Annotated in this window: 10 protein-coding genes and 2 pseudogenes; 9 read left to right on the top strand and 3 right to left on the bottom strand. The window is 61.3% G+C overall.

The window, feature by feature from the left end; genetic code table 11:
• Complete coding sequence (locus tag CKO36_RS02145; protein ID WP_200279891.1) at positions 1 to 1,293, top strand: NAD(P)/FAD-dependent oxidoreductase; 1,293 nt, start codon at positions 1 to 3, stop codon at positions 1,291 to 1,293.
• A 379-nt stretch (positions 1,294 to 1,672) separates the two neighbouring features.
• The gene (locus tag CKO36_RS02140; protein ID WP_200279888.1) at positions 1,673 to 2,158 is read left to right on the top strand and encodes a hypothetical protein; all 486 of its coding nucleotides are present in this window, start codon (positions 1,673 to 1,675) and stop codon (positions 2,156 to 2,158) included.
• On the opposite strand, the gene CKO36_RS02135 is transcribed toward CKO36_RS02140, so the two are convergent.
• On the bottom strand, positions 2,129 to 2,941 hold the full coding sequence (locus CKO36_RS02135) for a TetR/AcrR family transcriptional regulator C-terminal domain-containing protein (RefSeq protein ID WP_200279885.1): 813 nt from the start codon (positions 2,939 to 2,941) through the stop codon (positions 2,129 to 2,131). The genes CKO36_RS02140 and CKO36_RS02135 overlap by 30 nt on opposite strands.
• Before the next feature lie 353 nt (positions 2,942 to 3,294).
• Between CKO36_RS02135 and metH the strand changes: the two genes are divergently transcribed.
• From metH to CKO36_RS02115, 4 genes are all read left to right on the top strand, one after another.
• Positions 3,295 to 7,065, top strand: a complete 3,771-nt coding sequence (gene metH, locus CKO36_RS02130) for a methionine synthase (RefSeq protein WP_200279882.1) — start codon at positions 3,295 to 3,297, stop codon at positions 7,063 to 7,065.
• 100 nt (positions 7,066 to 7,165) lie between these two features.
• Positions 7,166 to 7,993, top strand: a complete 828-nt coding sequence (locus tag CKO36_RS02125; protein ID WP_242469335.1) for an ABC transporter substrate-binding protein — start codon at positions 7,166 to 7,168, stop codon at positions 7,991 to 7,993.
• Complete coding sequence (locus CKO36_RS02120; RefSeq protein WP_200279876.1) at positions 7,986 to 9,020, top strand: FecCD family ABC transporter permease; 1,035 nt, start codon at positions 7,986 to 7,988, stop codon at positions 9,018 to 9,020. The genes CKO36_RS02125 and CKO36_RS02120 overlap by 8 nt, the downstream gene beginning before the upstream one ends.
• Positions 9,017 to 9,850 (top strand): ABC transporter ATP-binding protein, encoded by an 834-nt coding sequence (locus tag CKO36_RS02115; RefSeq protein WP_200279873.1) that lies wholly within the window; start codon positions 9,017 to 9,019, stop codon positions 9,848 to 9,850. Before CKO36_RS02120 ends, CKO36_RS02115 begins: the two co-directional genes overlap by 4 nt.
• Before the next feature lie 43 nt (positions 9,851 to 9,893).
• Here the strand turns inward: CKO36_RS02115 and CKO36_RS02110 are convergent, their stop codons facing one another.
• On the bottom strand, positions 9,894 to 10,301 hold the full coding sequence (locus CKO36_RS02110; protein WP_200279870.1) for a PilZ domain-containing protein: 408 nt from the start codon (positions 10,299 to 10,301) through the stop codon (positions 9,894 to 9,896).
• A 105-nt stretch (positions 10,302 to 10,406) separates the two neighbouring features.
• Here CKO36_RS02110 and CKO36_RS02105 point away from each other — a divergent pair, with 105 nt between their 5' ends.
• Both CKO36_RS02105 and CKO36_RS02100 read left to right on the top strand, forming a co-directional pair.
• Positions 10,407 to 12,311 carry a DUF294 nucleotidyltransferase-like domain-containing protein gene (locus tag CKO36_RS02105; protein WP_200279867.1) on the top strand — a complete coding sequence of 635 codons (1,905 nt, stop codon included), beginning with the start codon at positions 10,407 to 10,409 and terminating at the stop codon, positions 12,309 to 12,311.
• A gap of 5 nt (positions 12,312 to 12,316) precedes the next feature.
• Entirely contained in the window at positions 12,317 to 13,039 is a 723-nt protein-coding gene (locus tag CKO36_RS02100) for a 3'-5' exonuclease (protein ID WP_200279864.1), read from the top strand.
• Between the two features lie 30 nt (positions 13,040 to 13,069).
• On the opposite strand, the pseudogene CKO36_RS02095 reads toward CKO36_RS02100, so the two are convergent.
• Positions 13,070 to 14,194, bottom strand: a pseudogene (locus CKO36_RS02095) (BCCT family transporter); the annotation flags it as partial.
• 68 nt (positions 14,195 to 14,262) lie between these two features.
• On the opposite strand from CKO36_RS02095, the pseudogene CKO36_RS02090 reads away from it, so the two are divergent.
• Positions 14,263 to 14,674 (top strand): annotated as a pseudogene (locus tag CKO36_RS02090) (ISKra4 family transposase); the annotation flags it as partial.

The raw sequence follows: 14,674 nt of genomic DNA, 5'->3' as shown, positions 1-14,674 counted from the left end.
ATGAGCATGAACCGACGTGATTTCGTCAAGACCACCGGTGCGCTGGCCACTGTCAGCACCTTGGGCTTCCCACACATCGCCCGCGCCGAGAGCAAAAAGGTTGTGGTGGTTGGTGGTGGCACCGGTGGCGTCACCGCCGCCAAGTATCTAAAGCTTGGCGACTCCAGCATTGAGGTGACCCTGATCGAGCCAAACCAGAGCTACTTCACCTGCTACATGAGTAACGAAGTGCTCAGCGGCGACCGCCAGCTCAGCTCCATTGAGCATGGCTATGACGGCCTCAAGGGACATGGCGTCAAGGTGGTGCATGACAAGGCGACCGGCATTGATGCCGACAAAAAAGTGGTCAAAACCGCCAGCGGCGATGAATTCCCCTACGACCGCTGCGTTGTCGCTCCCGGCGTCTCGCTGCTGTATGACAAAATCGACGGCTACAGCGAAGCAGTCGCCGAAACCATCCCCCATGCCTGGAAAGCCGGTAATCAGACCAAAATCCTGCGCAGCCAGCTCGAAGCCATGGACGATGGCGGCACCGTGCTGATTGCCCCGCCACCCAACCCCTTCCGCTGTCCGCCCGGCCCTTACGAGCGCGCCAGCCAGATCGCCATGTACCTGCAAAAGGCCAAACCCAAATCCAAGGTGCTGATTCTCGATTCCAAGCAAAAGTTCTCCAAGCAAGGCCTGTTCACCCAGGGCTGGGAGCGTCTGTATGGCTTTGGCACCGAAGATGCTTTGATCGAATGGCACCCAGGCCCGGATGCTGCCGTGGTCAGCGTCAACCCCGATGACATGACGGTCGAAACCAGCTTTGGCGATGAGATCAAGGCCGCAGTCATCAACCTGATTCCACCGCAGCAAGCTGGCACGATCGCCCAGGAAGCCGGCCTGACCGACGACAGCGGCTGGTGCCCAGTGGATAAAAAGACCTTCGAGTCCAGCATCCACGCCGGCATTCATGTCATCGGCGACGCCTGTATCGCCACCAAGATGCCCAAATCCGGCTACTCCGCTAACAGCCAGGCCAAGGTCACGGCGGCGGCCATCATCGCCATGCTCAACGGCGACGAGCCCGGCATCCCCGCCTATGTCAACACCTGCTATTCCATTGTCGGCAAGGACTACGGTATCTCAGTCGCCGCCGTCTATCGCCTCAGCGAGGACGGCTCCACCATCGCCGGCGTCGAAGGCGCCGGTGGCCTAACCCCCTCCGACGCGCCGCAATGGGCCTTGGCGCGCGAAGTCCAGTACGCCCACAGCTGGTACAACAATATCGTCCACGATATTTTCAGTTAATCAACTGATCAAACGGCCGTTCTGGCACCTGATGAATTCGGGGTCTTTCCTGACCCCGAATTCCATAACCAATCCCTCCAATCCGATCAGCACACAGCCACGGCTGATCAGTCCTCCACAAAATCCACCTTGATCGTTGGGCGTAACGGTCTCAACAACAATCGCGTTATGCGCTATAATAGACTAAACTGGTCAGTCTAGCTTTACCCAGTGGCACAGGTCACTCGGAGGCTTCGCATGAACAACCCTCTTCACCGGCTCCAAAGTGGTCGCTCGTGTTCCCAGCCATCCTGCTGGCCGCCGTTTTAGGCGCTCTGCACCCTGCTGCGCAGGCCGATTGGCGGGATGTCAGCGATCAAGTCATGATGTGTTCACGCTCATGCGCAGTGTCGATGAGGCTTCCTTCATTGGAGTTCGCGACAGCTTGATTGTCGAGAACAACTTTGGCCACACCGTAGTCATTCCGGAATCGCAACTGATTGAAACCGAGCCAGGCTTCTCATTGCTGATGATCGATTCCGAAAACCGTTTTCAGGTCAGTCAGGTCTGGAACTACGAATGGCAAAGCATGCTGGCGATGAGCATGCTGGCGATGAGCATGCTGGCGATGAGCATGCTGGCGCGCGAAAGCGGTATCATCTTTGCGCATACAGCTGACTGGTCCTCTGACGCCTCATCGACTCAAGGTGGAATGTATTATGTCTCGGCTATCGACTCTTGGGATGGACGAGTGATTTGGCGTGTTCCCTTGGGCCGTGGTTGGAAGTCTGCGCACGAATATGGCGGCATTTACTTCGATCATGACAACCATCTTTACATTGGGACCAATGCCTACTTAATCTCGATCCAAAACGCGCCGCTCTGAACTTCTTCGAGTTTCAGGGGGGGCATCATCCGGACTCAGAACGCTCGTGTGTGTTTGCGGTCTGTATTTGTCGAGAAAACCAACGATCAGGTGTTCGAGGTGGGCGGTCAACTCCACCTCGGGCACCGCATCAATCACCTTGAAAAGCAGCTGTTCGCGAAACTCAGTCGCCGCCAGCACCCGCAGCTCGGCGCCAGCCTGCTCGACATCATCGATTTGCAGCAGGCCTTGGTCGGACAAGTGGGCGACAACGGCAATGAACAGCTTGCGACTGCGGGCCGGGCCGCTCTGCCAACAACGCTTGGCAACGTCTGGATACTGCTCGGCTTCAGCCATCACAACACGATTGATGGCAATGACCTGTGGATCCAACACCACCGCCAGGTAGCCGCGCAGCAGACGCCGCAGAATTTCGGCCGCATCCTGACCAGCGGTAATCTGCTCCAGATCGAAGCCGTGACGCGCAAAAACACGCGGAAAACCTGCCGCGAAAAGCGCGTCCTTATTATCAAAATGAGAATAAATGGTCTGTTTGGCGACCCCAGCCGCGCGAGCGATCTGTTCCAGACTGGTGCGTTGCACACCCTGACGCATAAACAGCGGCACGGCCGCATCAATAATCGCCTCGCGCTTGGCCGCATTCTTGAAGGGGCCGGTCCCCTGATTTGCACTTGCCGGCTGCCGAACCCTAGCATCAGGCTGCGCCATTTCCACAACAGCTTGCGTCTGGCGAGGACGAGACGGCTTAACGCCCTGTGCCACCACGGGTTGATCTTTGTTCACAGTTATTCAGTGCACTCCTTGTTGCATTCCCAAGTCGTCAATGGCGACTTATACGTCAAGCAATTGGCGACTGTCCATGCAAAATAGCAAGCGGATCTTCACACTGGCCCAACCAGCGGCACCAATCCACCAACATTCAACCGCCCATGTACCCGCCCATCGGGACTTTCCCCCGGATCATGTTAAGCTAGTCCTCTAATCGAACCACCGGATCCTGGATCCCTGCACGTCGGCTCCGGTCGATGTCACCATCAAAACACTCCTGTTGCGCCCCAGCCTCAAAAGGGGCGCACAGCGACTCGCACAGAAACTCAAATAACGTCCCTGGCCGCCGGCTCAGGGCGAGAGAGCTTATGACTGACCATTCCCACCTGCTCAAAGCGCGCCTCGCGCGCTCCATCCTTATTCTCGACGGTGCCATGGGCACCATGATCCAGCGCCACCAGCTCGACGAGGCCGCTTATCGCGGCGAGCGCTTCAAGGACTGGCCCTCCGACCTCAAGGGCAACAATGATCTGCTGGTACTCACCCAGCCCGAGATCATCAAGGGCATTCATGCCGAGTATCTGGCCGCTGGTGCCGACATCATCGAAACCAACACCTTCAACGGCACCCGCATCGCCATGGCCGACTATGGCATGGAGGAACTGGTCTATGAGATCAACCTGGCTGCCGCGAAGCTGGCCCGGCAGGCGGCGGACGAAGCCTCGACACCCGAGAAACCGCGCTTCGTCGCCGGCATTCTCGGTCCGACCAATCGCACCGCGTCCATCTCGCCGGATGTCAACGACCCGGGCTTTCGCAATATCGACTTCGACACCCTGGTCAGCGCCTACGCCGAGGCGACTCGGGCATTGATCGAAGGCGGCGTCGATATCCTGCTGATCGAAACCATTTTCGACACCCTGAATGCCAAGGCGGCGGCCTTCGGCGTCTGGCAGGTGTTCGATCAAGATGGCGTCGAGCGCCCGATCATGCTCTCCGGCACTATCACCGATCAGTCCGGACGCACCCTGACCGGCCAGACCACTGAAGCGTTTTATAACTCGCTGCGCCACGCCCAGCCGCTCAGCGTTGGGCTCAACTGCGCGCTCGGGCCGAGCGAGCTGCGGCCCTATGTCGAGGAACTCGCGCGCATCGCTGAGTGCCAAATCTCGGCTCACCCCAATGCCGGGTTGCCCAATGAACTGGGCGGCTATGACCTGGGTCCCGAGGAGATGGCCCAAGAGGTCTCCGACTGGGCGCGCGAGGGCTTTTTGAACATCGTCGGCGGCTGCTGCGGCACCACGCCTGATCACATCCGCGCCATCGCCGAAGCGGTGGCCGGCCTGGCGCCGCGTCAGGCACCTCAGCTCGAACCCGCCTGTCGTCTGTCCGGGCTCGAGCCCTGCAATATCACCGCCGACAGCTTCTTCGTCAACGTCGGTGAGCGCACCAATGTCACCGGCTCGGCGCGCTTCAAGCGGCTGATCAAGGAGGGCGACTATGATACCGCCCTCAGTGTCGCCGTGGAGCAGGTCGAGAATGGCGCCCAGGTGATCGACATCAACATGGACGAGGGCCTGCTCGACGCCGTCGAGGCTATGAAGCGGTTCTTGAATCTGACCGCTGCCGAGCCGGACATCGCCCGGGTGCCGGTGATGATCGACTCTTCCAAATGGGAGGTGATCGAAACCGGGCTGAAATGCTGCCAGGGCAAGGCCATCGTCAACTCCATCTCGATGAAAGAGGGCGAGGACAAATTCATCGAGCAGGCGCGCCTGTGCCGGCGCTATGGTGCGGCGGTGATTGTGATGGCCTTCGACGAGGTTGGCCAGGCCGACACCCAGGCGCGCAAGGTCGAGATTTGCGCCCGGGCTTACAAGATCCTGACCGAGCAGATCGGCTATCCACCCGAAGACATCATTTTCGACCCCAACATCTTTGCAGTCGCCACCGGCATCGAAGAGCACAACAACTACGCGGTCGATTTTATTGAGGCCACCCGCGAGATCAAGCGCACCCTGCCCCACGCCCTGGTCTCCGGCGGCGTGTCCAATGTGTCCTTCTCCTTCCGTGGCAACAACCCGGTGCGCGAGGCCATTCATGCGGTCTTTCTCTACCATGCCATCAAGGCCGGCATGGATATGGGCATCGTCAACGCCGGTCAGCTGGCGATCTATGACGATCTGCCCGAGGAACTGCGCGAGGCAGTCGAAGATGTGATCCAGAACCGCCGCCCGGACGCTACCGAGCGGCTGCTCGACATCGCGCCCAACTACAAGGGCGACGGCAGTAGTGCCGAGAAGACTGAGGATCAGGAATGGCGCTCCTGGCCGGTGGAGAAGCGCCTGGAGCATGCGCTGGTGAAAGGCATCACCGACTTCATCGACGAGGACACCGAAGCCGCGCGCGCCGCCGCCGACAAGCCGCTGGAGGTCATCGAAGGCCCGCTGATGGCCGGTATGAATGTGGTCGGCGATCTGTTTGGCGAAGGCAAGATGTTCCTGCCCCAGGTGGTGAAATCCGCCCGGGTGATGAAAAAGGCGGTGGCTTATCTGTTCCCCTATCTGGAAGCCGAGAAGGAAGCCTCGGGCATGGCCGGCACCAGCTATGGCAAGTTCCTGATCGCCACCGTCAAGGGCGACGTGCATGACATCGGCAAAAACATCGTTGCTGTGGTGCTGCAATGTAACGGCTACGAGGTGATCGACATCGGCGTCATGGTGCCGGCGGAAACCATCTTGAAGCGCGCGCGCGAGGAACAGGTCGATATGATTGGCCTGTCGGGTCTGATCACCCCGTCGCTCGATGAAATGGTCCATGTCGCCAAGGAGATGGAGCGCCAGGGCTTGGATATCCCGCTGCTGATTGGCGGCGCAACGACCTCCAAGCTGCACACGGCGGTGAAGATTGCCCCGCAGCGCCAGCAACCGGTGGTCTATGTGGTGGATGCCTCGCGCGCGGTCGGCGTGGTGTCGAATCTGCTCAGCAAAACCCAGCGCGACCAGTACATCAGTGACATCGCCGCCGACTACGAGCGCCTGCGCGTGGAACGCGAGGCCAAAAGCGGCACGCGTAAATCCATGCCGCTTAGTGATGCCCGGGCCAACAAGGTTGGCATCGACTGGGCGAGCTACCAGCCACCGCGCCCGCAGATCCTGGAGCCAACATTCGACACTGGCCGCCTCAATCAGCCGGGCTGGACACTCACAGTAGACCGTCAGGGCGAGGGTGTCATCCTGACCATTGATGACTATCCGCTGGCCGATCTGGTCAACTTTATCGACTGGTCGCCCTTCTTCAACGCCTGGGAGCTGGCCGGCAAATATCCGGCGATTCTCGATGACGAGGTTGTGGGTCAGGAAGCGCGCAAGCTGTTTGAAGATGCCAAGCCTTTTCTTGAGCAACTGGTCAAGGAGCAGTGGCTCACCGCCCGTGCCGTGTGCGGTTTCTTCCCCGCTCAATCTGTCAATGACGATGACATTGCGCTCTTTAGCGACGCAGCGCGCCGCGAACCGCTCGCCACCTTGCACATGCTGCGCCAGCAGATGTTCCGTGCCGCTGGCAAGAATCAGCCCAATCTGTGTCTGACCGATTTCATCGCCCCGGCGGATTCTGACACCAAGGACTGGATTGGCGGCTTCGCCGTCACCGCCGGAGTCGGCATCGACGCGCATGTTGCTCGCTTTGAGGCCGATCATGATGACTACAATTCCATCATGCTCAAAGCTCTCGCCGACCGCCTGGCCGAAGCCTTCGCCGAGCGCCTGCACCAGATCGTGCGCACCCAGCTGTGGGGCTACGCCGCCGACGAACAGCTCGACAACGCCGCGCTCATCGCCGAGAAATATCAGGGCATCCGCCCCGCACCCGGCTACGCCGCCTGCCCGGATCACACCGAAAAAGGCACCCTGTGGGAACTGCTCAAACCCGATCAGCGCATCGGCCTCACGCTCACCGAAAGCTACGCCATGCTGCCCACGGCGGCAGTCTCCGGCTGGTATTTCTCCCATCCCGAGTCGCGCTACTTCGGTGTCGGGCGCATTCAGAAGGATCAGGTTGAAGACTATGCCCAACGCAAAGGGATGACGCTGGAACAGGCCGAACGCTGGCTGGCGCCGGTGCTGGGGTATGATCCTTAGGTTCGCACAGACTGCGCTGAAATACTGTATTGCAGCAGCCTTTGCATTACTCACCACTTGCCTGCTTACAACAGCGGCAAGTGCCCAATCGGCTCGCAGCTTGCCAACCCTGGTCAGCACCAACCTCTGCGCTGATCTGCTGGTGCTGCGTTTGGCCGCGCCAGAGCAGGTGTTGGCCCTGTCACGCCAGAGTAGAGGGTTGGAGCAAACCGAGCTTGCGGCTCAGGCGCGGAGTTATCCCAACCACCGCAGCAGCATTGAGGAATTGCTGGCACTCAAGCCGGATTTAGTGCTGGCCTACGCTGGCTGGAGCGGACGGCGTCACGCCAAACTGCTTGCACGTCAGGGGATCGAGATCGTCGAGATGCCCTATCCCGGCGACTGGGAGGATGCGCTCAAGAGCGCGCGTGAACTCGGCGCGCGTATCGGCCGCGCAGACCGAGCCCGCCAAGTCACCGCCGCTGCGGATGCGCGCATGACAGTGATGGCTTCGCTGCTATCGGCTTCCCAGCAGCGTCAGGACAGACCGGCAGACAAAGCCACAGCCACACAGCCAAAACGCCAGCGCGCCCTGTACCTGCGCCCAAACGGCGGCACAGCTGGCGCCGGCACCTATGTCGATGACCTCATCCAGCGCCTGGGTTTGATCAATCTCGCCAGCGAGCAAGGCGTCCGCAGCTGGGGCCAATTCCCGCTCGAACGTCTCATCCTGGCGCCACCCGAGCTTTTCCTACTCGGCTATTTCGATCGAGATCAACCCATCCAGGCCTCCGGCGTCGCCCGCCATCCGTTGCTGCGCGATCTGCTCAATAAGACTCCCAGCATCGGCCTGCCCGCCAACGGCTGGGGTTGTGGCGGTCTTGAGTTGCTCAAGGCGGCTGAGATCATTACGGCCGCTATCGTCCCCAAAACAACGGATCATGAGTGATTCTCGCGTTCTGTTCGCGCAAAGTCCGGTGCTCGCTGCGGTGCCCGCCCTTCTTTTGCTCCTGCTAGTAGGCCTGAGCCTGGCATCGCTCACCATCGGTTATGCGCCTTTGTCCCCGACCGAGGTGGTGGCCGGTCTCTTTGGCCTCGGCACCGAGGAACAGCGGCTGATCGTGCAGCAGATTCGCCTGCCCCGAGTGCTGTTGGCCTGGCTGCTGGGCCTGTCGCTGGGGGCCTCCGGCGCCGCCCTGCAGGGGCTGTTGCGCAATCCGCTGGCCGAGCCGGGCCTGCTCGGTATTTCCGCCAGCGCGGCACTCGGAGCAGTGCTGGCCATTTATTTTGGTGCTACCGCCATCAGTCTGTGGCTGGTGCCCGCTGCCGCCATGAGCGTCGCTCTGCTCGCCACTCTGGCGCTCTATGCGTTGACCCGCGCCGGCTCGTCAAATCTCACCTTGATTCTGGCCGGCATCGCCTTGTCCGCCTGGGCTGGCGCCCTAACTTCGCTGGCACTCAATCTGGCCCCCAACCCCACAGCGGTGCAGGACATGGTGCTGTGGCTGCTCGGCTCCATCAGTGATCGCAGTTTCGATGACGTGCTGCTGTGCCTGCCCTTCGTACTCTTGGGGCTGGCACTGCTGCTGAGCTGCGGGCCAACGCTGGAAGTGCTGGCACTGGGCGAGGCCGAAGCCGCCAGCCTGGGGGTCTCGCTCGGACGACTGCGCGGGTTGATTATTACCGGCTCCGCCCTCTGCGTCGGCGCCACAGTCGCCATCACTGGCGCCATTGGCTTTGTCGGACTGGTGGCGCCCCATGTGCTGCGCCCCGCCGTTGGTTATCGCCCGGGCCCCTTGATTCTGGCCAGTGCCTTGGGAGGCGCGGTACTCGTTTTGATTGCCGATATGAGCCTGCGCCTGCTGGATCTCGCTCTGCCCGCCGCCCAGGAACTCAAGCTCGGGGTGGTCACGGCGCTGATTGGCGCGCCTTTCTTCCTGATGCTGGTGTGGCGCGCCCGGCAGGATTTACCATGACTCTGCTTGAAGTCGAAGGCCTTACAGTCCAGCTTGGCGGGCGCCCCCGAGTGCGGGGAGTCTCCCTGCGCCTCGCCGCCGGTGAACTACTGGGACTGATCGGACCCAATGGCGCCGGCAAAAGCACCCTGCTCAAGGCGCTGGTGCAAAGCCTGCCGTACACCGGCCAGCTGCGTCTGCTGGGCGAAGATCCCCTGAAGTGTACAGCCCAAGTGCGCGCACGCCGCCTGGCTTACCTCAGCCAGGAGGATCGCATTCAATGGCCAATGACCCTGACCGACCTGGTCGCACTTGGGCGCCATCCGTATCAGAACGTCTGGCACGGTGGCACCTGGCTGAGCAGCTGGTCCGGCGCCAGAGCACCGAGTCACGCAGACCATCAGGCCATTGAGCGCGCCCTGCGCACTACCGACCTCTGGCCATTGCGCAACCGGCGTGTGACCGAACTCTCCGGCGGTGAACGCGCTCGCGCCCGTTTGGCTCGCGCCCTGGCGGTGGAAGCCCCGCTGCTGCTGGCCGATGAGCCGGTAGCCGCCCTCGATCCCCTGCATCAGCTCAAAGTCATGCACTATCTGCGCGCCTATTGCCATCCAACCACGCCCGAACCAGGCCGCGCCGCCATCGTGGTTATGCATGATCTCACCCTGGCCAGCCGCTTTTGTGATCGCCTGCTGTTGCTGCATCAAGGCGAATGCCAGGCCCTGGGTCGCCCGGAAACGGTGCTCAACCCGGAGCACTTACAGCGGATCTACGGCATCCGTGCGCTCACCGGTCACCAGGATGGGCAAAGCTATGTGCTCCCCTGGGCACTGAGCGATCCAGCCGGTTGATTCGGAAGCCGGAAGTCGGAAGTCGGAAGCTATCCGAATGGTGTTACCCCGGAAAGCCGGCCGCATATTTGTCGATCCACTCAACAGCCGCCTCTTCACTGGTGAGTTCACGTCCTTCAGTTTCGCGGACATGGCGGCTATAGTGTTCGATTTGGCACACTTGCTCGACCATGCGTACCCCATACTCTGCCTCAACACCACTGAAACGAACCCCAACTTCGTACTCGTGTTCTTGTGCGCGACACCAGGCAACGATGCCATCGGCCTTGAATTCCGGCTGTACAATGGGGATCTCGATATAGATCTTGGTGCCAATTGAAACGGCGCTGTGGGAACGAAAGCAGAGACCACCGTAGCCAATATTGCGGAGATAGTCGTTACGGTCGGCCACTAAATCCCCAAGGCGGTAGAGAATGGGGATATCCGAGGGATGACGGAGGTACTGGCGCATAATGAATACGACCTATGGACGGAGTCGTCTCAGCAACATCGACCGGTGGCAGCATAGATTACATCCGCCGGTAACGCAGCAGCAGCTCCAGAACGCGGGAATACCATGGAAGCAGAAATCCGAGAGTTTCGCGATCACATCAGCCGCCACCCGCCCTTCGACGGGCTGAGCGACGAGCGCCTCGACGAGGTGGCCGGCGCGGTGGAAATCGCCTATTTCAAGGCCGGCACCACCATCGCCAAACGCGACGGCCCGGTGCAGGCACTCTCCTACATCCGCAGCGGCGCGGTGGAGGTGTACCGCCACAACGGTCAGCTCTCCAACCGTCTCGGCGAGGGCGACATCTTCGGGCAGCTCGACCTGCTGCGCAACCGCCAGGTGCGCTACCCGGTGCAGGCCATCGAGGACACGCTGATCTATCGGATCGCGAAGTCCGTTTTCGACCGCCTGTGCGCCGCAGACGAGGAATTCGCTGATTTCGTCGAGCTGTTTGGCTCGTCGCGGCTCAAGAGCACGGTGGAGCAGAGCCAGCGCAACAACGACATGATTGCCACACCGGTGCGTCGACTGATCTCCCGCCTGCCGGTGATGATCGAGGAGTCCGCCACCGTGCAGGAAGCGGCGCGTCTGATGACTGAGCACGATGTCTCTTCGGTGCTGCTGATCAGACCTGGCAACGAGGAAGATTCGGACCGCGTGTTTACGGACGCCGAGGGGCGGCAGTGGCTGCTCACGGGGATGATTACCGACAAGGATCTGCGCCAGCGTATCGTCGCCGAGGGCGTCTCGGCCCAGACCCCGCTTTCCAGCATCAGCCACGGCTGGCTCATCGCCATCCAGTCCAGCGAGTCGGTCAACGAGGCAATGTTGACCATGCTGCGCAACAATATTCAGCGACTGCCGATCCTCCACCGTCGTCGGCCCGTGGGGGTGGTGTATCTGTCGGACATCGTCCGCTACGAAACCAACAACAGCGTCTACCTGGTCAATAATATCTTCAACCGCACCTCGGTCAAGGCCCTGGCGCGCCTCACGCCCGAGGTGCGAGCCTCCTTCGTGCGGTTGGTAGATGAAGGCGCCAACTCGCGCATGATTGGTGGGGCGATGACGAGCGTCGGGCGCAGCCTGATGCGCCGCCTGGTGGAGCTGGCCGAGGCCGAGCTGGGGCCGCCTCCCGTGCCCTACTGCTTCATGGTGCACGGCTCCATGGCGCGCAACGATCAGTCCATCACCACGGATCAGGACCATGCCATGGTGCTCCATGACGCCTTCGAGCCCAAGCGCCACGGTGATTACTTCCGGGCGCTGGCCCGACAGGTCAGCGACGGACTGAATGCCTGTGGCTACCCCTACTGTAAGGGCGGCATCATGGCCACCAACGACAGCTGGCGTCAGCCGCTCGCGCGCTGGAAAGAGTACTTCCGAAACTGGATCGCCAAGCCAGATCCACAGCGGCTGCTGCACAGCTCCATCTTCTTTGACCTGGAAGCGGTTCACGGCGAAGAGCATTTCGTGGAGGAATTGCAGGACCTGATCGCTACCCGAGCCAAGGCCAGCCCCCGCTTCCTCGCCGCCCTGGCGCGCAATGCCCTCGGGCGCACGCCACCGCTGGGCTTTTTCCGCACCTTCGTGCTAGAGCAGGACGGACGGCATAACAACGCCATCAATCTCAAACGCCGCGGCATCGCCCCCCTGAACGACGTCATCCGGGTCCATGCCTTGGGCGTCGGCTCTCGGGCTCAAAACGGCTTCGAGCGGCTCGATGAGATCAGCCAGGCCGGGGCCCTGCCCGCCGGACAAACCGACAAATTGAGCTACACCCTGGAATTCCTCTCCATCGTGCGTATGCGTCATCAGGCCCAGGAGATCAAGGACGACCATGAGCCGGACAACGCCATCCAGCCGGAGCATATCTCGGATATCGAGCGCCACACGCTCAAGGAGGCGTTTCAGATCCTGAGCAACGCCCAAAGCTTCCTGCGCTTCCGCTACCCCAGCCCGGGCCGCTGACCGCCGTGTTCTTAAGTATACAAAAGCGCCTGACTTCCCCGAGTTGGGCAGACTATTTCGCCCGCCAGGCGCAGGCTTGCAAGACTGTGGGACTCAAGCGCTTTTATGCGGCAGGGGTGCCAGCAGAGGATGGCCCGATCGGAGATGTCCCGCTGGTGGCCTTGGATTTCGAAACCACGGGCCTGGATCCCCGCGAGCACGCCATCGTCAGCATTGGCCTGGTGCCCTTCGACCTGCGGGTCATCCGCCCAGCGGCGGGTCGTTACTGGGTCGTCAAGCCACCCCGATCGCTACGGGTGGAGTCCATCGCCTTCCATCGCATTACCCACTCAGAGGTAGAGCACGCGCCCCCCATTACCGCGATCCTCGACGAGCTGCTGGCCGCGCTCGCCGGCCGTCTGGTGGTGGTCCACTACCGCAACATCGAGCGACCGTTCCTTGAGGCCGCCGTCCTGGCCAATCGCGGTGAGCGTTGCCTGTTCCCCGTCATCGATACCATGGCGCTGGAAGCGCGCTGGGAGCGACGTGGCCGCCTGTGGGGGCTCAAACGCCTGTTCGGCCTCCAGCCGCCCTCCATCCGACTGGCCGCCAGCCGCGCCCGCTACGGTCTGCCCCATTACTCATCTCATCATGCCAAGGTGGATGCTATCGCCACAGCAGAGCTGTTCCAGGCCCAGATGGCCCGGCATTTTCAGCCCAGCACGCCGGTCTCCGATCTCTGGATCTAGGCGTTGGACGGCGACGGCGAAGCGCTGGCATCAACGAGCCGCCGGCTTAGCCGGTTTGATCGGCCTGGCAATCCGAGGCTCGCTCAGCAGCCCCCTGACGATGGCATAACAGCCGGCCAGGAGCAGCAGGGTGAAGGGCAGACCGGCGGACACCGCTACCGCTTGCAGGGCGGCCAAGCCACCCCCCAACAGCAGCGCGATGGCGACAGCCCCCTCAGTGACGCCCCAGAACACCCGCTGCGGCTTAGGCGCATCGATCTTACCGCCGGCGGCGATGGTGTCGATCACTAGGGAACCGGAATCGGAGGAGGTGATGAAGAATACGAGCACCAGCACGATACCGATGAACGAGGTGATATCGGTCAGCGGCAGCTCACTCAGCATCATGAACAGCTGTAACGGCAGCTCTGCCGAGACCGCGCCATCAAAGCCATTGCGCACCTGATCAATGGCCGTGGTGCCAAAGGCGGTAAACCAGAAGATCGATACTGTGGTGGGAATGAGCAGCACGGAGATCAGGAACTCCCGCACCGAGCGCCCCCGGCTCACCCGAGCGATGAACATACCCACGAAGGGCGACCAGCTGATCCACCAGCCCCAGTAGAAGGTGGTCCAGCCCTGGCTGTAGTTGACATCCTCGCGCGCGAAGGGGTTGGACAGAAAGGGCAGCTCACCCAGGTAGCTGACGATATTCTGGAAAAAGCTGGTAAAGATCAGCAAGGTCGGCCCCACCACCACCACAAACATCAGCAGCAGGAATGCCAGGACCATGTTGACCTCAGACAGGAGTTTCACGCCCTTGTCCACACCGGCCACGATGGACACCAGCGCCACCGCCGTGATGCCGGTGATCAGCAGCACCAGGGTCACATCCCCGTCACCGATCCCGAATAGGTAGTGCAGCCCCGAGGCCGCCTGCTGAGCGCCGAACCCCAGGGACGTGGCGAGTCCAAACAGGGTGGCGAACACCGCCAGGATATCGACGATATGCCCCGGCCAGCCCCAGACGCGTTCCCCCAGAATCGGGTAAAAAATGGACCGCACCGTCATCGGCAGGCCCTTGTTGTAGGAGAAAATGGCCAAGGCCAAGGCGACGATGGCGTACATCGCCCAGGGGTGCAGGCTCCAGTGCAGCAGGGTCGCAGCCATGCCCAGGGTGCCGCCTTTCAATGATGTCAATCATGAGCCATGCTTAGCCCATCATCCAAATGCAGAAAGAGGGCTTGGCCATAACAGCGCAACTCATTAACATCGACGGTCATCAGGCGACTTTTCAAGTCACGGTCGATCTCAGCGGAACCATGCTCGAAGCTGAAGCGCGCATCCAAGCCGCCTGCAACAGCATCGGAAGGCTTGCCAGCGCCGAGACGCTCAAGCGCTTTGACACCGACGGCTCCCCGATCACCATGGGCGCGATCAAATGGACCAAGCGCGGCGTCTCACCGAAGACCTACCAAACCCCCTATGGGGCCATTGAAGTGGAGCGCAACGTCTACCAAACCTCCCAAGGCGGTCGTATCTACTGCCCCCTGGAAGCCAGCGCACGCCTCATTCGCCAGGCCACCCCGCTGTTCGCCCAGCAGCTCTCGCACAAGTATTCCCAGATGAACGTCAACGCCGTCTGCGAAGACCTGC

Origin of the sequence: Rhabdochromatium marinum (assembly GCF_016583795.1) — a bacterium.
In the GTDB taxonomy this organism is placed as follows: domain Bacteria; phylum Pseudomonadota; class Gammaproteobacteria; order Chromatiales; family Chromatiaceae; genus Rhabdochromatium; species Rhabdochromatium marinum.
Note: the sequence above shows the minus strand (reverse complement) of the source record. Positions and strands in the feature narration are given on the sequence as shown.

What these genes read in the sequence shown, in the direction of transcription:
- CKO36_RS02140 (WP_200279888.1), top strand. Translation starts at nt 1,673, where the DNA reads ATGCGCAGTGTCGATGAGGCTTCCTTCATTGGAGTTCGCGACAGCTTG.
- metH (WP_200279882.1), top strand. Translation starts at nt 3,295, where the DNA reads ATGACTGACCATTCCCACCTGCTCAAAGCGCGCCTCGCGCGCTCCATC.
- CKO36_RS02105 (WP_200279867.1), top strand. Translation starts at nt 10,407, where the DNA reads ATGGAAGCAGAAATCCGAGAGTTTCGCGATCACATCAGCCGCCACCCG.
- CKO36_RS02110 (WP_200279870.1), bottom strand. Translation starts at nt 10,301, where the DNA reads ATGCGCCAGTACCTCCGTCATCCCTCGGATATCCCCATTCTCTACCGC.
- CKO36_RS02120 (WP_200279876.1), top strand. Translation starts at nt 7,986, where the DNA reads ATGAGTGATTCTCGCGTTCTGTTCGCGCAAAGTCCGGTGCTCGCTGCG.
- CKO36_RS02115 (WP_200279873.1), top strand. Translation starts at nt 9,017, where the DNA reads ATGACTCTGCTTGAAGTCGAAGGCCTTACAGTCCAGCTTGGCGGGCGC.
- CKO36_RS02145 (WP_200279891.1), top strand. Translation starts at nt 1, where the DNA reads ATGAGCATGAACCGACGTGATTTCGTCAAGACCACCGGTGCGCTGGCC.